20 protein-coding genes are annotated in these 22,076 nt (G+C 69.7%); 15 read left to right on the plus strand and 5 right to left on the minus strand.

The annotated features are described in order from the left end of the window. Positions 1-17 precede the first annotated feature (17 nt). From WMF43_RS37810 to WMF43_RS37830, 5 genes are all read left to right on the plus strand, one after another. Entirely contained in the window at positions 18-803 is a 786-nt protein-coding gene (locus WMF43_RS37810) for a phytanoyl-CoA dioxygenase family protein (protein WP_437672365.1), read from the plus strand. Positions 804-862: 59 nt separating this feature from the next. Continuing rightward, positions 863-2,281 (plus strand): family 43 glycosylhydrolase, encoded by a 1,419-nt coding sequence (locus WMF43_RS37815; RefSeq protein WP_437672367.1) that lies wholly within the window; start codon positions 863-865, stop codon positions 2,279-2,281. Between the two features lie 605 nt (positions 2,282-2,886). Then, positions 2,887-3,927 carry a poly(ethylene terephthalate) hydrolase family protein gene (locus WMF43_RS37820; RefSeq protein WP_437672369.1) on the plus strand — a complete coding sequence of 347 codons (1,041 nt, stop codon included), beginning with the start codon at positions 2,887-2,889 and terminating at the stop codon, positions 3,925-3,927. A 401-nt stretch (positions 3,928-4,328) separates the two neighbouring features. Beyond that, complete coding sequence (locus WMF43_RS37825; RefSeq protein ID WP_437672370.1) at positions 4,329-5,066, plus strand: alpha/beta hydrolase family esterase; 738 nt, start codon at positions 4,329-4,331, stop codon at positions 5,064-5,066. A gap of 64 nt (positions 5,067-5,130) precedes the next feature. Next, positions 5,131-6,432 (plus strand): extracellular catalytic domain type 1 short-chain-length polyhydroxyalkanoate depolymerase, encoded by a 1,302-nt coding sequence (locus tag WMF43_RS37830; protein WP_437672371.1) that lies wholly within the window; start codon positions 5,131-5,133, stop codon positions 6,430-6,432. A 157-nt stretch (positions 6,433-6,589) separates the two neighbouring features. On the opposite strand, the gene WMF43_RS37835 is transcribed toward WMF43_RS37830, so the two are convergent. Beyond that, a complete protein-coding gene (locus tag WMF43_RS37835) occupies positions 6,590-6,886 on the minus strand; it encodes a hypothetical protein (RefSeq protein WP_437672372.1) in 297 nt (98 codons plus the stop codon). Between the two features lie 485 nt (positions 6,887-7,371). Between WMF43_RS37835 and WMF43_RS37840 the strand changes: the two genes are divergently transcribed. The 5 genes from WMF43_RS37840 (at position 7,372) to WMF43_RS37860 (ending at position 11,711) form a co-directional block, all read left to right on the plus strand. Next, positions 7,372-7,563, plus strand: coding sequence for a hypothetical protein (locus WMF43_RS37840; protein WP_437672374.1), 192 nt, complete (start codon positions 7,372-7,374; stop codon positions 7,561-7,563). A 59-nt stretch (positions 7,564-7,622) separates the two neighbouring features. Then, the gene (locus WMF43_RS37845; protein ID WP_437672376.1) at positions 7,623-9,308 is read left to right on the plus strand and encodes a glycoside hydrolase family 43 protein; all 1,686 of its coding nucleotides are present in this window, start codon (positions 7,623-7,625) and stop codon (positions 9,306-9,308) included. A gap of 218 nt (positions 9,309-9,526) precedes the next feature. Next, on the plus strand, positions 9,527-10,537 hold the full coding sequence (locus tag WMF43_RS37850) for a hypothetical protein (RefSeq protein WP_437672378.1): 1,011 nt from the start codon (positions 9,527-9,529) through the stop codon (positions 10,535-10,537). 296 nt (positions 10,538-10,833) lie between these two features. After that, positions 10,834-11,211, plus strand: a complete 378-nt coding sequence (locus tag WMF43_RS37855) for a metalloregulator ArsR/SmtB family transcription factor (RefSeq protein ID WP_437672380.1) — start codon at positions 10,834-10,836, stop codon at positions 11,209-11,211. Continuing rightward, complete coding sequence (locus WMF43_RS37860; protein WP_437672382.1) at positions 11,208-11,711, plus strand: SRPBCC family protein; 504 nt, start codon at positions 11,208-11,210, stop codon at positions 11,709-11,711. Before WMF43_RS37855 ends, WMF43_RS37860 begins: the two co-directional genes overlap by 4 nt. Positions 11,712-11,805: 94 nt before the next feature. Here WMF43_RS37860 and WMF43_RS37865 read toward each other — a convergent pair whose 3' ends face one another. After that, positions 11,806-12,459, minus strand: a complete 654-nt coding sequence (locus tag WMF43_RS37865; protein WP_437672384.1) for an SGNH/GDSL hydrolase family protein — start codon at positions 12,457-12,459, stop codon at positions 11,806-11,808. On the opposite strand from WMF43_RS37865, the gene WMF43_RS37870 reads away from it, so the two are divergent. After that, positions 12,419-12,640 carry a hypothetical protein gene (locus WMF43_RS37870; RefSeq protein WP_437672386.1) on the plus strand — a complete coding sequence of 74 codons (222 nt, stop codon included), beginning with the start codon at positions 12,419-12,421 and terminating at the stop codon, positions 12,638-12,640. The two genes, WMF43_RS37865 and WMF43_RS37870, sit on opposite strands and share 41 nt — an antisense overlap. Positions 12,641-13,727: 1,087 nt before the next feature. Here the strand turns inward: WMF43_RS37870 and WMF43_RS37875 are convergent. From WMF43_RS37875 to WMF43_RS37885, 3 genes are all read right to left on the minus strand, one after another. Next, the gene (locus tag WMF43_RS37875) at positions 13,728-14,996 is read right to left on the minus strand and encodes a serine/threonine-protein kinase (RefSeq protein ID WP_437672388.1); all 1,269 of its coding nucleotides are present in this window, start codon (positions 14,994-14,996) and stop codon (positions 13,728-13,730) included. 710 nt (positions 14,997-15,706) lie between these two features. Beyond that, entirely contained in the window at positions 15,707-16,681 is a 975-nt protein-coding gene (locus WMF43_RS37880) for a hypothetical protein (protein WP_437672390.1), read from the minus strand. 115 nt (positions 16,682-16,796) lie between these two features. Beyond that, positions 16,797-17,759: a phytanoyl-CoA dioxygenase family protein gene (locus WMF43_RS37885; RefSeq protein ID WP_437672392.1), complete on the minus strand. Its 963-nt coding sequence runs from the start codon at positions 17,757-17,759 to the stop codon at positions 16,797-16,799. 1,045 nt (positions 17,760-18,804) lie between these two features. Between WMF43_RS37885 and WMF43_RS37890 the strand changes: the two genes are divergently transcribed. The 4 genes from WMF43_RS37890 (at position 18,805) to WMF43_RS37905 (ending at position 22,050) form a co-directional block, all read left to right on the plus strand. After that, positions 18,805-18,948: a hypothetical protein gene (locus WMF43_RS37890; protein WP_437672394.1), complete on the plus strand. Its 144-nt coding sequence runs from the start codon at positions 18,805-18,807 to the stop codon at positions 18,946-18,948. A 212-nt stretch (positions 18,949-19,160) separates the two neighbouring features. Next, positions 19,161-19,829, plus strand: coding sequence for a lasso peptide biosynthesis protein (locus tag WMF43_RS37895; RefSeq protein ID WP_437672396.1), 669 nt, complete (start codon positions 19,161-19,163; stop codon positions 19,827-19,829). Continuing rightward, a complete protein-coding gene (locus WMF43_RS37900; RefSeq protein ID WP_437672398.1) occupies positions 19,820-21,745 on the plus strand; it encodes an asparagine synthase-related protein in 1,926 nt (641 codons plus the stop codon). Before WMF43_RS37895 ends, WMF43_RS37900 begins: the two co-directional genes overlap by 10 nt. Before the next feature lie 5 nt (positions 21,746-21,750). Then, complete coding sequence (locus WMF43_RS37905) at positions 21,751-22,050, plus strand: hypothetical protein (protein WP_437672400.1); 300 nt, start codon at positions 21,751-21,753, stop codon at positions 22,048-22,050. Positions 22,051-22,076 lie beyond the last annotated feature (26 nt).

Below are 22,076 nucleotides of genomic sequence, written 5' to 3' on the forward strand. Positions count from 1 at the left end.
AGAGTGGTCAACGCGCCGTGATCGAGTTGAGCCATTCGCAGATCGAGCACTTCATCGCCGAGGGATTCGTCCGGATCGACGCCGCTTTTCCTCGACCCCTCGCCGACGAGGCCCGCGCCATCCTGTGGCGTGACACCGGGATGGACCCGCACGAGCCGAAGACCTGGACGAAGCCGGTCGTTCGCCTCGGCCTGTACGCCCAGCGACCGTTCGCTGACGCGGCGAACACGCCAGTGCTTCGAGCCGCGTTCGATCAACTGGTCGGCCCCGGGCGCTGGCAGCCGCTAACCGCGCTCGGCACGTTCCCCATTCGCTTCCCATCGCCTGACGATCCGGGAGACGCGGGCTGGCACGTCGACGCGAGCTTCGGCACCGAGACCCCCGATTTCATGGCGTGGCGCGTGAACGTCGCGTCGCGCGGCCGCGCGCTGCTCATGTTATTTCTCTTCTCCGATGTCGGCGAAACCGACGCGCCGACGCGCATCCGCTCGGGGTCGCATCTGGACATCGCGAGGCAGCTTGCGCCGGCAGGCGCGCAGGGGATGACGTTGCGTGAGCTGGCCGCGAACGGCTTCGCAGAGACGGCGCGTCGACCGCAGGTGCTCGCGACGGGCGAAGCCGGGACGGTCTACCTGTGTCATCCGTTCCTGGTCCACGCGGCGCAGCCGCACCGCGGCGCTCGCCCGCGCTTCCTGGCCCAGCCGCCCCTGCTCCCGACCGAGCCGTTGCAGCTCGACCGCGAAACCGGGGTGTACTCCCCCGTCGAGCAGGCCATCCGCAGGGCGCTCCGGGGCGACGTGTGACGCTCCGCTGGCCGCAACGCGCCGGCCGTGAGGGGTAGAGTCACAGAGGAGCCCATCGCATGAACACCGACGCCACGCCCTTGCGCCTGCTGACGCCGCCCGGCGCGCCGTTCGCCTTCGACGTCACCGTCACCCGCCAGGGACCTCGCGGCTTCCAGGTGGCCGAGCCGGGGCGAGCCGCGCAGCGCTACGAGCTCGCCCGCGCGGAGCAGCCGGACTACCTCGACTTCTTCGATGCGCTCGCGCGGGACTTCGGCACCCGCATGCCGCTGGCCCGCACCCCGCCGCCGCCGCGGCATGACGGGCCGCCGCTGCGCCCCCTGCTCACCGAGGCGGTCGCGCCGGAGATCCCCTATGGCTACGGCGACCCCTGCGTGGTGAAGGTGGGCGAGAGCGACTGGCGTTTGCTGGTGACCTCGAACGACGCGCCGAACGCCTTTCCCATCCTGGCCTCCAGCGATCTGACCACCTGGCGGCTGACCGGCTTCGTCTTCCCGGAAGGCCACACGCCGGCCTGGGCGCTGACCGGCTTGAACCGGGCGGACTTCTGGGCGCCGGAGATGCATCGGGTCGGCGACGAGCTCTGGGTCTGCTTCACGGCCCGCATGCAGGATCGATCGCTGGCGATCGGCCTCGCCAGATCCGGGAGCCCGGACGGTCCGTTCCATCCCGACGAAGCGCCGCTCGTCACCGGCGACGTGATCGACGCCCATCTCCTCGTGGACGCCCACGGCGCGCCCTGGCTGGTCTGGAAGAAGGACGACAACGGCGTGTGGCCCCGCAGGCTGGCCGCGTTGCTCCACCGGGATCCCGCCCGCGTGCGCGCGCTCTTCGCCGCCCGCGAAGACCAGCGCACCGCCGTCTTCGCGCTGACGTCGTGGCCCTGGATCGAGACCCTCGAGCCCATGGAGCAGTTCTTCGTGCTGCAGCCGCTGATCGAGGCGGCGACGGCGGATTTCACGGGCTTCGCGGCGCGGCTGGAGAGCCTGCGGGCGCGGACGTGCGGCGCGGAGGCGGAGGAGATCGCCGTGATGTCGCGGGAGCTCAGGACCCGCATCTACGCCCAGCGGCTGTCGCCGGACGGCCGCGCGCTGCAAGGGGAGCCCGCCGTCATCCTCGAGAACGACCAGCCCTGGGAGGCGCACCTCATCGAGGGCATCTGGATCACCCAGGAGGGCGGGCGTTATCACCTGCTTTACGCCGGCAACGACTTCTCGACCGCGCATTACGGCATCGGCGCGGCCGTGGCGGACGAGCCCACGGGCCCGTACCGCAAGTCGTCGGAGGTCCTCCTGAGCTCCGGCGCGGCGTGGTGGGGGCCAGGGCACCCGTCCGTCGCCCTCGGCGCCGACGGGCGCCACCACATCTTCCTGCACGCCTTTCGCCCGGGGGTGGCGGGGTACAAGGCCTTTCGCGCCCTGCTCGCCGCGCCCATCCGTTTCGAGGGCGGCCTCGTCTCGCTGGACCGATCGGCCTAGTCTCGACTCGGGCCCCGCTGCGCGATGCCAGGCAGCACGGCGGCTCAGGTCACCCGATCGAGAACCTCGATCAGCCCGAGCTCCGGCAGCCCCAGGACCACCAGGGAGGGGCACGTGAGCCGCCGCCAGGGGCCGCATCTCCTCCATCAGGCCGCGCGTGTGCCCTGGGCGGCCAGCCGACGCTCGCCGCCCCGCGCACGGACGCGCCAGCTGGCGCTGCCGCCCCTCTCCTGCTCGACGCCACGAGCGCCACGCCCCGCCAGACGTGGCCTCGCGCTCGCCGACGATCGCCGCGCGCCAGTTTGTGATTGACGCCGCCCATGTGAGCGTTCACATTTGGTGCTCCAGATATTCTTTTGCCTTGTCCTGGATAGGCCGCCCTGCGCACCGGGCCTGCGCCCTCCTGCGCCTTTACGTCGACGGTCGCGCCATGGCTCCAGACGAGGCGCGCGCAGGGGGAGGAGGAGCAGCAGTTGGGCTCGGCTGGGATGACATCAGGGCGCACTCCACGTGCGGAACGTCTAGCAACCACCTGTCTGCCAATCTAGCCATCGTCGGCCTGAAGCGAGCGCTTCGCGCTGGCGTGGCGCAACCGGAGAGGCCCCGTGTACCACGAAGAGAAAGGCGTCAGGCGCTTCCATGTCCTCTGCTCGCTCTCGATCGTCGCGCTGCTGGCGTGCAGCGAAGAGCACGGCGGCGCGGCACAAGCTGCGGGCGCGGGCGGCTCGAGCACGTCAGCCACCGGCGGGGCATCGACCAGCGTAACCGCGGGGTCAGGCGGCGCTGCCAGCGGCAGCGGCGGCGCCGGCATGAGCGACGGTGGAATGGGCGGAGCAGGCGCGGGCGCGGGCGGTGCAGGTGACGGCGGCGCTAGGGCGGGTGGAGCCGGTGGCTCGCCGCTCCCGCCGATCACGGATTACTCTGCCGAGGGGCCGTTCGCGACGACCGTGGAGCGCGGCTCGGGACCCGGCCGAAGCCACACCATATTCAGGCCTGAACGCCTGGGTGAGGACGGTTTCCTGCATGCGCCGATCATCTTTGGCCCCGGGATCAATACGCAGGTGACCAGCTACACGGCTCTCCTGTCGAGCTTCGCTTCCCACGGCTTCGTGGTCGTTGGTGCCGATCTCCTCACGGGCGGCCCCAACGCCGCGAACAATCGCGCGGCCATGCTCGAGGGGCTCGAGTGGATCATCGAGCAAAACAGCAAGGCGGGCAGCATCTACGAGGGCAAGATCGACGTGGAGCACGCCGTTTCCATGGGCTACTCGGTGGGCGGCACCGCCGCCGTGGAAATCGGCGGCCATGAGGCCGTGGCCACCGTCGTCTCCATCCACGGCCACATCGCGACGGCGGCCCTGCACGGGCCCATGCTGCAGACCAGCGGAACGCAGGACACGATCGGGCTTCCAATGCAGCAAAAAACCTACGACATGTCCCAGACCCAGACGTTCCTGGCGACGGTGATGGGCGCGGATCATGGGTACATCACGCGCGACGTGGGAGGCGTCCAGCGGCCGGCGATCGTGGCTTGGCTCCGTTACTGGATCTACAACGACGCCGGTGGGAAGCACTATTTCTATGGCGATGATTGCGTCATGTGCACCTCGCCCTGGGTGAATCCCCAGCGCAAGAACTGGGAGTGACCTCGCGCCGGTGGAGACGCCCGTCCACGCCTCGCTCGTAACCCCCTTGGGTTGGATGTCAACCGAGGAGAGCACCCATGTCGTCCAGTGTTGGCTCTGTGAGCTCCGATCGTGTACACCATCACTCGCGTTGGCTGCGACCGATTCGGGTCGGCTTGGGCCTCTGCGCCGCGCTCAGCCTCGGCTGTAGCGACGACGTCCACGGCGGCGGATCAGCCGCCGGTGAGACCTCCGCGAGCGGCTCCGGCGGTGGCGCTGCCTCCGGTGGCGCGAGCAGCGGCGATGCGGCCGGCAGCGGAGGGGCGACCGCAGGCGCGGGTGGAGCGGACGCGGGTGAAACAGGCGGCGCGGGCGGCGCCGGCACCGGTGAGGTCGGCGGCAGCGGCGGTGCAGGTGACGCGATGAGGTCCGCCGGCTGCGGCAAGATGCGCACGCTTCAGAACGGCGATGGCACCGTGCAGAGCGGCGGGAAGAGCCGCAAGTACACCCTGCATGCTCCCGACGATTACGATAACGGGCACCCGTACCGGCTCATTCTCTCCTTCCACGGGGCCACGGGCAACAGCGGCCAAGTTGCGCCCTCGTACTTCGGGCTCTGGTCCCTCTCCGAGGGGAGCACCATCTTCATCGCGCCCGACGCCGTCGGCGGGTTCTGGTCAGCCGACGACGATGTGACCTTCGTCGACGACATCCTCAGGCAGGTCACAGACGATCTCTGCATCGACACCTCGCGCATCGAGCTCGAAGGCTTCAGCCAGGGCGGCGCCATGGTGTGGACGCTGGCCTGCGCGCGTCCGGGCGTTTACCGCGCCGCGGTGGTCCACTCCGGCGGCGGTCTCCCCAGGCCGGCGAGCTGTCAGCCGGTCGCCTTCATGTCCTCGCTCGGTCAGCAGGAGAGCGGCGGAGCCGGACAAACCTCCAACAGCGATTTCTTCGCCCAGCAAAATGGATGCACGGTGGAGGCCTTGCCCAAGGCGCCCAGAGGTGGCCACGCCTGCTCGGACTACGAGGGCTGCTCCGCGGGGCACCCCACCCGCTGGTGTGATTACGACGGCGGTCATACTCCATCGCCGAACGACGCCGGGGAGCACATGCCGTGGATGCCCCAGGAAGTCTGGACGTTCCTGAGTCAGTTCTAGAGCGCGCGGAGCAAAACGGCAATGGCTTGCGTACCAGGTTGACGTTGATATAGGATCTCTACCGATGGACCACCTCCAAAAGCACATCCTCGGGCTCGCATCGCTCTCGTTGGCGCTGCTCGCTGCGCTGCCTGCGCGCGGGGCATCGCTACAACAAGTCAATCAGAGCGAATGGGGGGCGGACGGCCTCCCCAGCTACGTCAACATGTACATTTACGTGCCTGACAGGCTGGCGACCAAGCCTCCCATCGTCGTCGCGCCCCATCATTGCCAGGGGAACGGCCCGGGGACGTTCAGCGAGATGTCGAGCCTGGTTTCCATAGCGGACACCAATGGCTTCATCATGATCTTTCCGGAGGCCACCGGGCAGAACTGCTGGGACGCGGGATCGACGAGATCGCTGAGCCACGGCGGCGGTGGCGACACGGGAGCCATCGTCCAGATGGTAAAACACACGCTCGCGAAGTACAGCGGCGATGCTGGCCGCGTCTACTCCGTTGGCGGTTCATCGGGCGGGATCATGACCGAGGCGCTGCTCGGTGTGTACCCCGACGTGTTCATGGCCGGCGTGTCGCTCATGGGCGTTCCGTGCGGCTGCTGGGCCGAGGGCTACAACGACGTCACCGGGACGGGGAGCACGGCCCAGTGGAGCGGGCCCTGCGGGGGCGGCAACGTCACGAAGACCGGGCAGCAGTGGGGAGACCTCGTTCGCTCGTACTATCCCGGTTATACCGGCCATCGCCCGCGCCTGCAGCATTGGCATGGCACCGCCGACACGATCCTCAGCTACAAGAACATGGCTGAAGACGTCAAGGAGTGGACGAACGTTTTGGGTCTGAGCGAAACCCCGGATGGGACCGACACTCCAAAGCCCGGGACCACACGCCAGTTCTGGAAGAGCTCTTGCGGCCACACGGTCTACGAGGCCTTTTCGATGGACGGCGTCGGGCACGCGGTGCCGTTCGACGGCCCCGCCGTCGCCGCCTATTTCGGCCTCGACGAGGCCGGCGGTCAGGATCCAGAGACGGCAGCTTGTCCCGGCGCCGTTCCCGGTGGTAGCGACACCGGTGGCGCGGGTGGCGCGGGTGGCGCGGGTGGCGCGGCCGGAGCCGGAGGCGCGGGCGGGGCCGTTGGGAATGGCGCAGGCGACAGTGTAGGAAGCGGCGGCACGATTGACGCCGGGTCCGGGGGGGCGACCGGACAAGGCGCCAGCTCGGGAACTGGCGACTCGACGGGAGGAGAAAGCTCGAGCTCCGGCTGCAGCTGCGCCCTGGGCAACGACGCGAGAGACTCAGGCGTCCAGGCGGGGTTCCTCCTCGCGGCGCTGGGATTGCTGCTCGGTCGCACGAAGCGCCGCCGACGCTGAGCGCACAGGGAGAAACCCCGGCATTCTTCGGCGCCGTGCCCTCCACGACGCAGCGGCGGAGGGTGCCCCGTTGGGCCACCCCGGAGCGCTGCGTACGGTTCTCTGCCTCCAGGACCGCAGCGGGCGGCCGTCATGACGGGCTGCGGCGGTTGCCAACCTACGCCACGTCGAACGCGAGCGGCGTCTGTTGCCATGTTCGGTCGAGCGCTGGCGCTGCCGTTCGCGGCACCGAGGGCAACATCAGATGATCGAGGATGCGGCGCACCGTCATGGCGTCGGAGTTCGTCGAAAGCACGCACATCTTCCGTTCGCAGCTCGAGTATCGCAGAACATCGACCCCGAACGTACGTTTCATGATCGCGGCCCATTGCGCATAGCGCGACGTCGCGAACGACTCCCCGTCGAGCAACCGCCCCCAGTGCAAGACCGAGATCGTGGTCAGCTCGACTCGCACCCAGGCTCGGCGTGCGCTGGCGATGGAGCGGAGAGCGTCGGCGCAGCGTCCGGCAGCGCAGCAGACTCAGCAGACGCAGCAGAGGCAGGCGCAGCAGCAGCAGACCCAGCAGCAGCAGGCGCAGCAGGCGCAAGCACAGCAGGTGCAGGCGCAGCGGGCAGAGGCGCAAGCTCCGCACATGGCTCGGTTGCTCCGCTGCGCGGCTCGGCGGCTTCGGCGTCACGAGCGCCCGCCATGACGAGCGAGGCGCGAACACGCCATGGTCGATTGGAATTGACACCGAACATGTGAACGCTCACAATCAGCCGAAGCGATACACTCTGACTGCAAACGTTCACCAGCCGGGTCAAAAAAAAACGCAATAATTCCGCGCACCTGCAGGCCGAGCGGGTTTATGAGGTCAATGAGTGATGGGCTCGTAAGTACCCGGATTTGCTCAGCAACGCGATCCGACCCGTGAACGGTTACCTTTTGGTTAGCCCTGGATGGGTCGTCATGCGCACCGAGACCATCATCATCCGATCGATCTCGATCTCGATCTCGATCCCGATTCCGGCCTCGGCACTGACTCCATTCGCTCGATCGTCTCGGGCGCGATCGCTGATGAGCTCTTGATGGCCTGGGCTGTCATTGGGGCGAAGCGCCCCAACGAGAAGCGCCAGGGAGTCATCGCCTGAGCGATCTGCGACATTTAGCCACAAACAACGATTCTTCAGGAGAGCAGCGAGGACCAGGAATGGCCACGATTACAACATCCCTCCAGCATAAGCTCCTCATCGCGGCGTTGTTGCTTTGTAGCACAACCGTGTTTCCGTCTGAATCCATGGCGGACAACCCGATCGTACAGACGATTTACACCGCCGATCCTGCCCCCATGGTCCACGACGGGACGGTATACCTCTATACCGGACATGACGAGGACAGCGCCTCGACGTTCTTCGGGATGAACGAATGGCGGGTCTATTCGTCCACGGATATGGTGAACTGGACGGATCGCGGGTCACCGCTGAAATACAAGGATTTCAGCTGGGCAAAGGCAGACGCCTGGGCAGGTCAGGCCGCCTACAGGAACGGGAAGTTCTATTTCTACGTTCCTACGTCGAGCAGAACGCTCAACAGGATGGTCATCGGCGTCGCCGTGTCGGACAGTCCTGTCGGTCCGTTCGAAGACGCCTTGGGGCGGCCGTTGATCACGGCCAATTGCGGCGACATCGATCCGACGGTGTTCATCGACGACGACGGCCAGGCCTATCTCTACTGGGGAAATCCCAACCTATGTTACGTGAAGCTGAATGAGGACATGATCTCCTACGAGGGAGACGTCGTACGCGTGCCCATGACGACGGAGAGCTTCGGACAGCGCACCGGGAGCTCCGAGAGACCGACCCTGTACGAAGAAGGTCCATGGCTCTACAAACGCAATGAGACGTACTACTTGGCGTATCCGGCTGGCGGCATACCCGAGTACATCGCCTACTCCACGAGCAGCAGCCCCACCGGCCCATGGACCTACCGGGGGGTCATCATGCCCACAGAAGGCGGCAGCTTCACCAATCACCCGGGCATCATCGATTTCAAGGACAACTCGTACTTCTTCTATCACAACGGCGCGTTGCCGGACGGGGGAGGTTATCACCGTTCGGTGGCCGTTGAGCGATTCACGTACAACGCCGACGGCACCATCCCGACGATCACGATGACCGAAGCGGGCCCGCCTGGCATTGGCACCCTCAATCCGTACGTCATGACGGAGGCTGAGACCATCGCCTGGGAATCCGGTGTCGAGACGGAGGCATGCAGCGAGGGAGGAATCAACGTCACGTCGATTGAAAACGGGGACTACATCAAAGTGAAGGGCGTCGATTTCGGTCCCGGCGCGGCGTCCTTCGATGCAAGAGTGGCCTCGGCGACCAGCGGCGGCAGCATCGAGCTGCGCCTCGACAGCACGACCGGCACGCTGGTGGGTACCTGTATGGTTCAGGGTACCGGCGGCCCCCAGACTTGGGTTACCAAGTCCTGTGCGGTAGACGGTGCGACAGGGATACACGATTTGTATCTGAAGTTCACCGGTGGGAACGGTTCGCTATTCAATTTCAACTGGTGGAAATTCACTCCGCTCGACGCCTCGGATCCGACAGGGGTCGGGGGCGGTCCGAACATGGGTGAAGGCGGAGCGACGGGCAGCGGCGGCTCGGGTGAGGGTGGGAGCGTCAGCAGCGCAGCGACGACCGGCAGCGGCACGGGCGGCGCTGGCGCCGCCTCACCTGACGGCGCTAGCGAGGACGAGGGCGGGTGTGGGTGCCGCGTCAAATCGGGGCACAGCTCCCCGGCGGGCGTGCTCGCCGCCTTGACCGCGCTGGGCGCGATCGTCGCGCGGCGTCGTGCGCGGAAGGCCGGGCGGAGCGGGGCCGCTGCGAACTGACGGTGCCGGCGCCCGGAGCAGTGATCCAGCGGGCGCGCTCCCGGCGAGTATAGAGAATTCCGGGGTCGAATAGGGTCGCGGCCGGCGCGGCTGGCTTTCAGAGAGCGGGGACAAAGGGGAGCAGGCACGGCGAACGGCGGCCCGTATCGCGCGCCATGGCGCGGGACAAAAGAGTAGAGCGTAGAGAGGATGCGATGAGATCAGTTTTTGCTTTGGCAATGTGCGGCTTGCTGGCTGGCTCGTTCGTCACGATGGGTTGCGGCGATGACGACGGCGGGGGCGGGTCCGGTGGCGACGGCGGGGCCGGTGGAGGCACCACGACGAGCAGCTCGAGCAGCTCGTCAACGAGCGGTACCGGGAACGCGAGCGGCACGGGAGGATCGGACGGCGCGGGCGACGCGGGCGGCGCGGGTGGCACAGGCGGCGCGGGCGGCGCAGGCGGCGCAGGCGGCGCAGGCGGCGCGGGCGGCGTCGAAGACGTGAACATCGGTCCCGGTCCAGACGAGAGCTGCTCGGGCTGCGCCCGGCTGGCCGTGCCGCTCACCGAGGCCGACACAGGGACGCTGTTCCAGTTCGACATGCCGGAGCTGATCGACCTGACCGGCGCCACCGTCACGTTCCGTGTGAAGGTGTACGCCGGCACCGGCGGTGGCGTGCAGACGTTCGTACAGAATGGAGGTGCACAGGCCTGGATAGGCATTCCCTGGGCGTGGACGGACCTCAGCAGCCTGCAGGAGTGGACAGAGCTCACCATCGACGTCGATGCCGCCGCCGCTGCGGATGAGTCCATGACGTTCGACAAGACCCAGGTGAGGCGCATCGGCCTGAGGGTCGACGCAGGTATCTCGGGGCCCTGGGCCAACCCGACCGTGGTCTATGTCGACTTCATCACGGTCACGAGGCCCGGCGGCGACGGCGGCGACGGCGGCGACGGTGGCACCGGCGGCGACGGTGGCACCGGCGGCGACGGTGCCGCGGGCGGCGACGGTGCCGCGGGCAGCGACGGTGCCGCGGGTGGCACGGGCGGCGACGGCGGCACGAGCGGCGACGGCGGCGCCGGGGGCACGAGCGGCGACGGCGGCACGAGCGGTGACGGCGGCGCCGGGGGCACGGGCGGCGAGGTAGATCACGTGCTCGGTCCGTTCGAGTTCACGAGCGATCTGCGGGGATTGGCGATCGGTGACTACAGGATGGTGCCAGGCTCGAGGCTGGATCTCATGGGCGAGTGAACCAAGTTGCCTGCGGCGCTCGCTCTCGCGCTGCTGCGCGGAGCGAGCGCCCGCGCCCGCCTCATCACTCATCGAGGGAGCGCGCGTTCCGGTGCGCTCCAGCTTGACTCCCCCCCTTTCCAGGTAACGGCTCCCCTGCTGCCGGCGCCGGCCACGACGTCGGCTTGTGAGCCGATCTCCGGCCGGTCCTGGCCTTCATGGGCATCGAAAAGGTCGACGCGATCGCGCTGGATGGGACCGCGCCGGACGAAGCCCCGCTTGACGGACGCGTAACAGATCGGCTACACGTTCGTCCGATGGACGCGGTAGCCCAGGCGCTGGCGGATCCAACGCGACGGGAGATCTTGCGGCTCTTGCGCGACCGCACCGTCTCGGCCGGCAGCATCGCCCGCGCGTTTCCCGTCAGCCGCCCGGCGGTCAGCCGGCACCTCCGCGTCCTGCGCGAGGCGGGCCTGGTGCGCGACGTCGCGCGCGGCCGCGAGCGCGAGTACAGCCTCGAGCTCGGTGCGCTCGCCGAGCTCGAGGCGTTCCTGCGCGAGCTGCACGGGGAGAGCCCATGGCACCGCCGGTTCGACGCGCTCGAGACCGAGGTTCACCGCGTGGGCCGAGAGCGGCGCCTGGCCGCCGTGCCCCCGTCCCGCAACGACACGAAACGCAGGAAGGAGACAGCATGAGCCCGAGGCCCAGCGGCCGCGTCCGCAACACGGCGACAGGCGCCGATCTCGTCATCAAGCGCAGCTTTCGCGCTCCCATCGACGACGTCTGGCAAAGCGTCACCGCCTCGAAGAGCACGGCGCGCTGGATCGGCCCGTGGGAGGGAGAGGCAGGGCCCGGCAAGACGGTGCGCCTCCAGATGGCGTTCGAGAAGGGGGCGCCGTCGTGCGACGTCTCGATCGACGCCTGCGAGCCGCCGCATCACCTCGCCGTCTCGATGAAGGACGATTACGGCGACTGGCGGATGGAGCTCTCGCTCACGACCCAGGGCGAGATCACCGAGCTCACCTTCGTCCAGCACCTCACCGATCCAGCGCTCGCCGGCGACGTCGGGCCGGGCTGGGAGTATTACCTCGACATGCTCGTCGCCTCCCGGAGCGGCGAGCCGCTGCCGAACTTCGCCGACTACTACCCAGCGCAGCGCGCTTACTACTTGGAGGACGCACGCGTGCAGGAATGACCCGCCGCGGGGCGAGCCTCCGCGCGCCGGAGCGCCTCGAGGCGCGCGGCGAGGCCGTCGCTCGGGGTCGGCGCGAGCCTGGGGGGCGGTCCGCTCAGAAGTGCGGGACGAGGGCGTCGTACCACTTGTTCGCCATCTTCGCGGACCCGCTCGCGTTCGGGTGAACGCCGTCGCTGGTGTCCTGGCCGGCGTTCGCGTTGAAGCCCGTCCACTGATCCACGACGGTGACCGGCGAGGTCGAGGTGCTCTTGCTCGAGGCCCAGCCCGGGATCTCGGCGTTGAGGGCCTGGACCCGTCCGCCGCACTCCGGGCACGCGCACGACGAGCAGCTCGCCGTGTTGATCGGGTTCATCGGGATGATCTGGGCGACGAGCACCACGACCTCCGGGTTGTTCTTCCGGAGCTCGTCGACCACGACCGAGTAAGCGTCGAGGATCGTCTGGACCGGCCTGTTGTTCCACACGTCGTTCGTGCCGAAATGCATGAGCACGACGTCCGCCGGGTTCGCAGAGCACCACGCCTCGAGCTCGTTGTACTTGCTATCGGCGAGGTCCGTCACGAGGTAGCCGCCGTGCCCCTCGCTGTCGCGATCGTAGCTGGAGGGATTGCAGCCAGCGTCGTTGGTCTGGCTTCCCACGAAGTCGAACTCCGTGTGGCCGTTCTCGTTGAGCTTCTGCCAGAGCAGGGCGCGGTAGCAGCTCGAGCCGGTGATCGAGTCGCCGAGCGGGAGGATCCGGAGCTCGCGCACCTCGCCGCCCGAGCCGCTCGAGCTCACGCTGGCGCTGCTGGAGCTCGCGCTGGCGCCGCTCGCGCTGGCGCTGCTCGCGCTGGCGCTGGCGCTGCTCGCGCTGCCGGAGACCGAGCTGCTGCTCGTGCTGGAGGTGCTCGCTCCGCTACCCGTCCCGCCCTGCCCGCCTCCTCCCTCTTGAGGCTCGGAGCCCGAGTCTCCGCACCCCGCCATGAGAACGCCCGCGAGCGCCGCAGCCGAGAGCCAGAGCGCACGACCCGGTAAAAAAGCAAATAAACTAAACCGGTTCATCATCAACCTCCGCCGAAAATTCATCCAAGTTCAAACGAAATCGCGCAACTCCCCTCGGCGCCGGAGCGGCGGCTCCGTCACCCGGCCAGGAGGAGCGGATGGGCGACTGTCTCATGGAAACGACAGGACGTCCAGCGAGCTCTCCCCACAGGCGGCGTCGCCGGAAGCGAGGCGACGCCTTCCTCGCTATCAGCGGAGCTCATGTTTTCCGAGGTCAGCACGTTGAGCGCTCAATAGCGTCCCTGGTAACGAATAGGTGAACCGGATAACCCAGCGCGCCCCGCGACCCGGATGGAGGCACCGCGACGAGGTCGGGACACGCCGGCGAGCCGCCAGCAGCCCGACCCGGGTTGCGCCAGCAGCCCGACCCGGGTTGCGCCGCCCGACCCGGGTTGCGCCAGCAGCCCGACCCGGGTTGCGCCAGCAGCCCGACCCGGGTTGCGCCGCCCGACCCGGGTTGCGCCGCCTGGCGCCGCCAGCAGCCCGACCCGGGTTGCGCCGCCTGGCGCCGCCAGTAGCCCGACCCGGGTTGCGCCAGCAGCCCGACCCGGGTTGCGCCAGCAGCCCGACCCGGGTTGCGCCAGCAGCCCGGCGCCAGCAGCCCGACCCGGGTTGCGCCAGCAGCCCGACCCGGGTTGCGCCGCCCGACCCGGGTTGCGCCAGCAGCCAGCAGCCCGACCCGGGTTGCGCCGCCCGACCCGGGTTGCGCCAGCAGCCCGACCCGGGTTGCGCCGCCTGGCGCCACCTGACCCGGATTGTGCCGCCCGACCCGGGTTGCGCCGCCCGGCGCCACCTGACCCGGATTGTGCAGCCCGACCCGGGTTGCGCCGCCCCGCCCCCGCCCGACCCGGGTTGAGCGGCTCGGGTTCAGCGGCTCGGGTTCAGCGGCCCGACCCAGGTTCAGGCAGTCCCAGGTTCAGGCAGCCCGCGGCCCGACCCAGGTTCAGGCAGCCCGATGGATCGCCCCCCGTCGCGGCTCAGAAAATCGTGCTCTTCCACACCCCCGCGTCGGTCGCGCGTTTTCGCGGGGGCGCTCCGCCCGTGCTCCGCGGCGCCTCCGACGCGCGCACGGGCCGGCTTGAGCCGCCCGGGCCGGCCGCCGTGGCGGGTCGCGGCGCGGGCTCCACCGGCGTCGCGACGGGCGCCGGCGCCGGCGCGGGCCCGGCCCCGGCCGGCGCGCCCGCCGAGCACGCGCCCGCCTGGGGCGCCCTCGGCGCCTGCGCCGCCGCGGCGCGGCGAACGGCCGCGTGCACCTCGCCGCCGACCGATCTCAGCGCGACGGCGGCCTCCGACCGCCGCGACGGCAGCGCGGTGGCGAGCGCCAGCCCCAGCCCCAGCGCCACGACGAGGCCAGCCGCCGCCAGGTGCAACCTCGTCCGCCGCGCCGGCGCGGCGGGCGCCCGCGCGACCGGCGCATCCGACGCGCCGCCGACCGCGGCCATGAAGGCGGCAATCATCGGCTTGATCGAAGGATACCGCTCCTCTGGATCCAGGGCGAAGGCGCGCGCGAACCAGGTCTCCAGATCGGGCGGCGCCCCCGGGCACAACGTCGACAGCGGGGGTCGCTCGCCGGCGAGGATCGAGGCGAGCACGTCGGCCATCGTGCGGCCGGCGAAGGGCTGCCGGCCGGTGAGCGCCACATGCGCGACCACCGCGAGGGCCCACATGTCGAGCTGCGGGTCCGCGTGCCCCTCGCACGTGTGCTCCGGGCTGAGGTAGGCCGGCGTGCCCAGCACCACCCCCTCCGCGGTCTGGCGGGGGAAGTCGGCCGCCAGATCCTGGCGGATCCACTTGGCGATCCCGAAGTCGGCCACCTTGGCGCGCAGACGGCCGTCGCGCCCCTCCAGGAGCAGGATGTTCGACGGCTTGATGTCGCGGTGCACGATCCCGAGCCCATGCGCCACCGAGAGGGCCTCGCCGATCTGGCAGACGAGCGCCGAAAGCTCCGCGGCCGGCACCGGCCCTCGCTCCTGGATCAGCTGCCGAAGGGACCGGCCGCGCACGTACTCCATCACGAGGTACGGGCCCGCCTCAGGATCCTCGCCAGCGTCGTGCACGGTCACGATGAGGTCGGTCTTGCGCGCGAGCTGCGCCGCGACCTGCGCCTCGAAGCGGAAGCGCTCCATCGCGTCGATGGCCAGGTTGTGCCGCGGAAGCATGAGGAATTTCAGCGCGACATCGATGCGCAGGACGCTGTCGTGCGCGCGCCACACCTCGCCCATGGCGCCCCGGCCGAGCGGATGCACGAGCCTGTACCGCCCACCGACGACGCGCCCCGGCAGCAGCTCCGCGCGAGCCTCGTCCCGCGCAGCGCCGCGCGACTCCGCAGGACGAGGCTGCGCCGCCTGCGCGCTGAGCGTCGCAGAGTCGCGCGCGCCGGCCCTCGCCGTGGATTCTGGCTGTCGCCCCGGAGAGGGAGGCTGCAGCACGCCGTTGATCTTCGTGCCGCTCCCGTGTCCCAGACCGGTGGATGTGCCCATGGGGTGACGACCTGATTCGAGAGGCCGGGACATGCCCACAGCGTAACGCGAACGCGACGGCCTTTGAATCGAGAACACCCGAGGCCGCTCGCGCGCGCGGCCCTGCAATCCCGCGAAAAACGCCGCCACGCGCAGCGCTGCTGTACTTATCGAGACATCGAACGGATGGCGCTGTGCGCCCCAACCCAGGTTGTGCGACCCAGGTGGTGCGACCCGACCCAGGTTGTGCGCCCCAACCCAGGTTGTGCGCCGCGGGAGGTGCGCGTCGCTGCGCGCTCAGCGCGAGGCGCTCAGCGCGAGGCGTAAGCCGACGCGGACGACGTCGACCAGATCGGTCCGGTCGTCCACGTCGCCGGCAAGACCGAGAGGTCCGACTCGGCGCTGCTACTGCTCGTATCATCTCCCGCGCACCAGCGGACCCGCTGGATGTGCTGAGCAGCGTTGGCGACTCCGTGAGACATGGATTGTTACAGGGATCACGGCACCGGGATCACCTCACCTTCCGGGTGCGCCGGGTCCGTCGTCTCCGCCCACGTGTTGTCCTGCCAGAGGAACCGCTCCGGATCGGCGGCTTGCACCGCTGCGTCGGAGGTCCCCTCTCGATCGGCGGACATCAGCCCGTAGTAGAAGCTGTCGCCGTGCTGGTTGCCGATGAAGCGCACGCGCGTCGGCATCCCTTCGCCCTGCTCGCGGTCGTAGAGGGTGTAGTTGCCGCCGTCGATGAAGTTGTCCTGGACCAGCACGTCATCGGTCGGGCCGAAGTCGCAGGTGATGTTGATGGCCGCGGTCTCCTCGCCGTCGTGCTCGATCCGGTTGCGGAGCAGCGAGGCCGGCTGCGTCGTCCCGTAGATCTCGACCTGGTCGCGGTGCGCGGTGCCGTCGTAGGGGATCGGGTCGTGGAGGTAGTTCTCCTCGACGCGGCCGCCGCTCAGGCGGATTCCGTTCTCCTGTCGCGACACGTCGTTGCGCCGGCATACGCCGTCGCCGCTCGTCGTCAGATCCACGCCGATCGTGCCCGTGGCGCCGCCGTGGATCGTGTTCCACTCGATGAGCCAGCCCGAGGGGTTCGTCTCGTACCCGACCCAGATGCCCCGCGCGTCGATCTCGCCGTCGAGGTCGACGTCGCAGCAGCGGACGGTCACGTCGTCCGCGAGGATCTTGAGGGTCCCGACGATGCGCTTGTTCTCGATGACGGTCCCCGGCGCGTCGATGATGTACGGCCCGTCGTAGTCCGTGAGCTGACCGCAAGGCAGACCCGCGGCGATGGCCCCCGCAATGCCCGTGTTCGCGGCGCCGATGTCGCGACCGTGGACCACGTCGCCGCCGCCGGGCGTCGACGGGCGCCCCGTGCTCGAGGACGCGGCCTCCCCGCCCTCCGGGGCCGAGCAGGCGATCACGAAGGCGAGCGGCGCAGCCAGGAGCAGAGCGGAGTGGCTCGTTCGTCCGTGCACGTCCGCACGCTACCGCCCGCGCGGCCGCGGGGGAAGCCGATTGCCGCGGCCGAGACGTTCACGACGACGGGCTGGCCGGGGCGCCTTATTCGGCGAGCGCCGCGGCGGCCGGGGCTCAGGCCTCGTACGGCCGCAGGTCGAGCCCCGGATACATCCGGGCGATCAGCGCGCGCGTCTCGGCGTCCCAGTACGGATCGCCGGGCGGCGGCACCCCGAACGCGGATCGCTGCCGCGGAGAAGCCGCCGCCATGAACTGCCGCGCACACTCCGCCCGCGGATCCCCCGGAATGCCGACCCACATGGGCTGCCGCTGCCAGGCGGCGCGGCCGGTGTGGAAGTTGACGAACAGCGCGATCCGGTAGGCGCTCTCGGCCTTCATCGCGGAGCCTCGATGAATCGTGTTCCCCAGGGTGACCAGCGCCGAGTTGGCCGGCGCCAGCACCGCGCGCTCCGCTTCATAGAGCGCGGGGTAACGCTCCGGGTCGTAGCTGGCGAGCCCGTCCTCGGTGAGCAACGGGACGGGCGGCTGATCCCGGCGCGGCACGACGTACGTGGGCGCCAGCGTCTCGTCGGTGACGTCGGTGACGTAGTAGATGACGAAGACCCGCTGGTGCTCGCCGCGCGGGCGCGCCGCCACGAGGCTCGCGCCCTCGAACGCGTCGTGGTGCAAGCGCTGGTTGCGGGTGCTGCCGAACCGGGTGCCGTACTTGCCCTGCAGGACCGAGTCTCCCACCCGCACGTCGGCGCTGCCGAGCGCCGCCTGCGCCAGGTCGAGGAACACGTGGTCGACGGCCAGCAGGTTGAGGTCGGTCTCGCCATAGGGGAGGAACGCCGTGCGCATGCCCTTGGCCCCGGGCTCGGCCGGCTGAAGCTCGGCCGGCGAGGGCATGCAGCGATGGGCCGCCGCGCGGGCCGCGGCGAAGCGCTCCGGCGGCAGCACGTCCCCGAGGAGCACGTAACCGTCCCGATGGAGCCGCTCGGCGAGCCGCGCCGGAGGCGTGGCCGCAGGCACAGCGGCCCCGGGCCCCACGGGCGCAGGCGTGGTCGTCGTCGTCGTGATCGTCGTCGTGGTACTCACGCGGGCTTCTCCTCTCCCGTCGACTCCACCTCCTCGCGCCGCGTCGCCGCCGCGGCGGCACGGCTGTGGACGTCGCGTCTCTACAATGCGCGTTGCACGTGTGAGGCCAGATCGAGCTCGGCCGTCTTCACCCCTCGCTGCTCGACGCCCAGGCGGGCGAGCGCGGTTCTCCCCGCGCAGAAGTCAGGAGGAGCTCTTGAGCCCTCCTCGTTCCTAGCAAGGGAATCAGCAAGATTCCAACACATCGCGAGCGCGCCGTAGAGCTGTTGAGCCTGCTCAACACGGCGAGCGGGCGGCCGACAGCGGCGCGCAACTATCCGAAAATGCAAGGGTTCTACGGCGTGGTTCGTGGAGCCCGTCCAGAGCGGATGACGCGACCGAAAGGCCGCGTGACGATCTGATGACATGAGCGCCGCGCCGCCCTCGATCCCTCGGCACCTCGCGAAGAGCGCACGTCGCTGCCCTCGCGTCGGGCCATTTCATAACAAAGTCGCGCCAGAAGCGCCCGTGTTAACTTCTGTTAAGCGGCAGAGCCTGCCAGGCCGACCAGGATCGATTGTTAAGAACTCCTATGTTAACCCGTGTTAAGCAGCAGAGTCTGCCGGATTGACCCTGCGACAAAATACCTCGACGTCGCGCGCTACCGTGCAAAGATGCCTCACCCGCGCGGGCAAGAGACAAACGGCGGTTATCGTCGGAATCCAGGGGGATTTTCGGTACTGCACCGCAGAGTCTGTTGTAACCCAGATGCGGCATTTTGCCTCAGCGCTCGCGCGGAACACCTCGGCTCAAGATAGAGAAGCTCGACGCCGCCAGCTCCCGCGGGCGCGGCGCATACGGTCAATTTCCCGCCGACTCGATGCAATGGAATGGGGAGTGCACAAGCGCCGAGTCGGTGACTGCCGGCGATACCTGCGACGGCCAGCAGCGCACCGCGGAACGTCAATCGCTACGGCAAACCGTCGCGCTCCACCGCCGCAAGCAGGGATGCCGGTGCGCTGGCATCGGGGGGGTGGAGAGCACGGAAGAAAGGAGTGGAAGGGTCATGGAGAAGCAGGAAACCGTCATCGAGCAGCACGACGTCGTCGAGGCCGAGGTCGAGATCGAGTTCATCGGTGCACTCGAAGAGGTGACCCGGGGTTGGACCGGACCGACCGACGACTGGTGGGACGGCGACTGGACGCCCTGATCGGGCACGCAGATAGCTGAAGCGCAGCGCGGCGCGGGCGTGCGCTCCTCGCCGGGAACATCACCCGTCCGAGGAGCCACGCCCGCGCCTCGCTACCTCCATGCTCTGCCTGCGGCCGCGCGGCGGCCCGGGCGGAGCCCCGTATTCGCCCGTACCGGCCGGGGTGGTCGCCTTCACCCTCCGGAGAACCGTTTACTTTAGCCGAGGTCGATATGTTGCTGAGAGACGAGCAGGACGTGCCCCGCAGGGCTCCCGAGGGACGGCGGGCCCTGCTGGGCGAGCTGCAGCGATTCCTCCTCTCCGGCGCGCCGTTTCCCGCTGCCGCGTGGGTGCGGCACCGGGAGCTCGTGCCCGCCCTGATCGTGTACCTGCGCGTGGGACGAGCCTTCCGTCGCAAGGGGCTGTCGGCGGCCCTGCCGCTGATCCCTCCGGTGGCGCACCGGCCCGAGCGAGCCAAGGAGACCCCGGCGACGACGTTCTGCGCGCGCGCGGCCGCGTGGCGGCTCGTGGGCCTCGCGCGGACGCTGGCCGGCCGCCACCTGTGCCTGCACGAGTCGCTCGGCGTGTGCGCGGCGCTGCGGACGCTCGGATTCCCGGTCCAGGTCGTCATCGGTTATCCCGTGATCGAGCTGGCGGACGGCGACGAGGAGCTGCACGCCTGGCCGGCGCTCGGCGACACGCCGCTCACCGGCAGATCGCACTCGAGCCCCCTCGGCTACCTCGAGCTCTACCGCTACCCGGAGGGCGCGGGCGCAAGCGCGGCTGTCGGCGCAAGCGCGGCTGTCGCAGAGCGCGCGCCGCGCGCCGACGCCGCTCCCGCTCTCAACGTCGTGAGCACCGCTCGGAAGGGCGCGATCGCGGAGGGTGTTCCATGCTGCTGAGCGCCTTCGGGATGTGCGGGCGGCTCCCGTTGCCCCACCGCGCCGACGCCGCATCCAGGTACAGCTACGAGGCGCCGGGCAACGTCTTTGCCCCGCCGCCGAGCTGGACGAACGGGTCGGAGACAGGCCACCTCGTGCAGGGCCCGGTGTACACGTCGGGGAGGGAGATCGCGGACGCGGCCGGTGGTCCGACGCCGCCGCGAATCTTGCTGACCGGGTGGGTCGAGCTCTCGTCACCTTCCGGCCGCCGCCGCGGCGAGGGCTCGGCGCTCCGGGAGCTCGAGGCCCTGCTCGACGAGCGCGGCCCGGAGGCGGTGAAGCGGCTGCGCGGCGACTTCGTGATCGCCCACCTGCTCCCCGACCGCTCCGAGCTGCGGCTCTACCGGGGTATCAACGCCCTGATCCCCCTGTTCTGGCGGTGCACGGCCGACTCGTTCGCGTGGGCCACGAACCCCGCCCACCTGCTCGACGCGGAGCGGCCGAGGTTCTCGGACGTCGACGCCGAGCTGCTCCCCATGATCATCGCCGGGAAGGGCTTCCCGCAGGACCGGTCGTGGTTCACCTCGGTGCGGCGGCTGCCCGCCGGCGACAGCCTCGTGCTGGCCGCGGGCGCGCGGCAGCCGGTGGTCCGCCGGTTCGATCAGTTCTCCCCGGTCGAGGACGCCCCGCGCACGCTCCGCGAGGCCGCGGATGGCCTCCAGCAGCGGCTCGGCCAGGCCTGCTCGCGCATGCTGTCGGCGGACCGGAGCGCGGTCGTCCTGCTCAGCGGCGGCATCGACTCGGCCGCCGTCTCCTACGAGATCGGCCGGAACATCGAGGGAGCCACAGGGCTGCACTTCACCCTCGATTCCTTCCCCGGCTTCCGCGAGGACCTGAGCGCGGCGGAGTCCGTCGCGCGCACCTGCGGCCTGTCGCTCGTGCCCTACGACATGTCGGGGCACGTCTCGCGAGGCGGCGATTACCTCGACCGGCCGAGGGACGGCGCGGTCCCGCAGACCCAGGTGCCCTTGCAGGGGCTGGCGGTGGCCGCGGCGCAGGCGGAGTCGGACGGCGCGACCTTCGTCGTCTCCGGGCTGCTCTCCGACCAGATCCTGGCCCATGACCTGCACAGGGGCCTGTTCGAGGTCGCCGGCCTCTCGATGCTCAACCCGATGGTGGCCGGCGAGCCGATCTGGCAAACGCTCGATCAGATGGCCAGCTCGTCGCTCGCGGGCTCGCTGCGCGGCGGCCGGCGCGTCCTCGGCGTCCTCCACTACCTGCGGGGCTTGCTCGGCGGGGATCCGACCACCGCGCTGCCCAGCCGGGACGTGATCGTCCACCCCATCGGCTTCACCCGCGACGCCGCCGACCAGGTGACCCGCGCCCTCCAGAGCTCGGCCCGGCGGGCGCAGGACAACCTGCGTTCGGCGCTCGAGGACAGCGGCCGGCGCGGCGACCCCCTGCCCCGCGGCATCACCTCGCTCTACATGCTCGGCGAGGCGTTCAACACGGCAAACGTGCAAGCCGCGTGGCTGAACGACTGCCTGCCGAGGCGGCGGTTCGTCGCGACCCCCTTCGCGGATCGCGACGTGATCGAGTACGCCCTTTCGCTGCCGACACGACACCGGCTCGGCTTCGGGTACGGCGCCACGGTGGACAAGCTCGCGCTGCGCTTCGCCTACGCCGAGCGGGGCGTGCCGCTCTCGATCGCGCACCGCACGCAGCAGGCGAGGATCGACGCCATCCCCGCGGTGTTCGTGAACCAGAACTTCGAGCGGTGCCAGCGGCTGCTCGCCCAGGACTCCGTGCTCTGCGAGCTGAACGTCCTCAGCCGGGAGTTCGTGAAGGGCCTGTCCCCGCGGAGCATCCACCGCAACGGTGAGGAGATCTCCCGTCTATGCGTCATCGAACAATGGCTGAGGGGGCTCGAGCGATGAGCGCCATGAGACAGCGAATAAAGCTCGCCGATCACATCGTCTTCCGCGAGCTGCCGTTCTGCGGCGTGCTCCTGGACACCCGGGACTTCCACGCCTACAGGCTCTCCCGGCGCGCGGCCGAGGCGCTGCGGGCTGCCCTGTACGGCCCGGGGGCCGCGAGCCCTCACGGGTCGCTGATCAAGGACGGTGAGGCCGGCGGCCCCGGGTTGCGCGACGAGGTCACCCGGCGGCTCGTCGAGTCGCTGACGTCGCGCGGCATGGTGCGGATCGTCGACGAGCAGCCGGACCACCCGGGGAAGGCGTAGCCCAGGGGCGGGCGTGAGGTGAGGAC

This window comes from Sorangium sp. So ce131, assembly GCF_051519095.1.
In the GTDB taxonomy this organism is placed as follows: Bacteria; Myxococcota_A; Polyangia; order Polyangiales; family Polyangiaceae; genus Sorangium.

Excerpts from the sequence above, each read along its gene's own strand:
- WMF43_RS37890 (WP_437672394.1), top strand. The coding sequence starts at position 18,805 with ATGGAGAAGCAGGAAACCGTCATCGAGCAGCACGACGTCGTCGAGGCC.
- WMF43_RS37850 (WP_437672378.1), top strand. The coding sequence starts at position 9,527 with ATGTGCGGCTTGCTGGCTGGCTCGTTCGTCACGATGGGTTGCGGCGAT.
- WMF43_RS37815 (WP_437672367.1), top strand. The coding sequence starts at position 863 with ATGAACACCGACGCCACGCCCTTGCGCCTGCTGACGCCGCCCGGCGCG.
- WMF43_RS37825 (WP_437672370.1), top strand. The coding sequence starts at position 4,329 with ATGAGGTCCGCCGGCTGCGGCAAGATGCGCACGCTTCAGAACGGCGAT.
- WMF43_RS37895 (WP_437672396.1), top strand. The coding sequence starts at position 19,161 with ATGTTGCTGAGAGACGAGCAGGACGTGCCCCGCAGGGCTCCCGAGGGA.
- WMF43_RS37860 (WP_437672382.1), top strand. The coding sequence starts at position 11,208 with ATGAGCCCGAGGCCCAGCGGCCGCGTCCGCAACACGGCGACAGGCGCC.
- WMF43_RS37900 (WP_437672398.1), top strand. The coding sequence starts at position 19,820 with ATGCTGCTGAGCGCCTTCGGGATGTGCGGGCGGCTCCCGTTGCCCCAC.
- WMF43_RS37905 (WP_437672400.1), top strand. The coding sequence starts at position 21,751 with ATGAGACAGCGAATAAAGCTCGCCGATCACATCGTCTTCCGCGAGCTG.
- WMF43_RS37855 (WP_437672380.1), top strand. The coding sequence starts at position 10,834 with ATGGACGCGGTAGCCCAGGCGCTGGCGGATCCAACGCGACGGGAGATC.
- WMF43_RS37840 (WP_437672374.1), top strand. The coding sequence starts at position 7,372 with ATGGGTCGTCATGCGCACCGAGACCATCATCATCCGATCGATCTCGAT.
- WMF43_RS37845 (WP_437672376.1), top strand. The coding sequence starts at position 7,623 with ATGGCCACGATTACAACATCCCTCCAGCATAAGCTCCTCATCGCGGCG.
- WMF43_RS37830 (WP_437672371.1), top strand. The coding sequence starts at position 5,131 with ATGGACCACCTCCAAAAGCACATCCTCGGGCTCGCATCGCTCTCGTTG.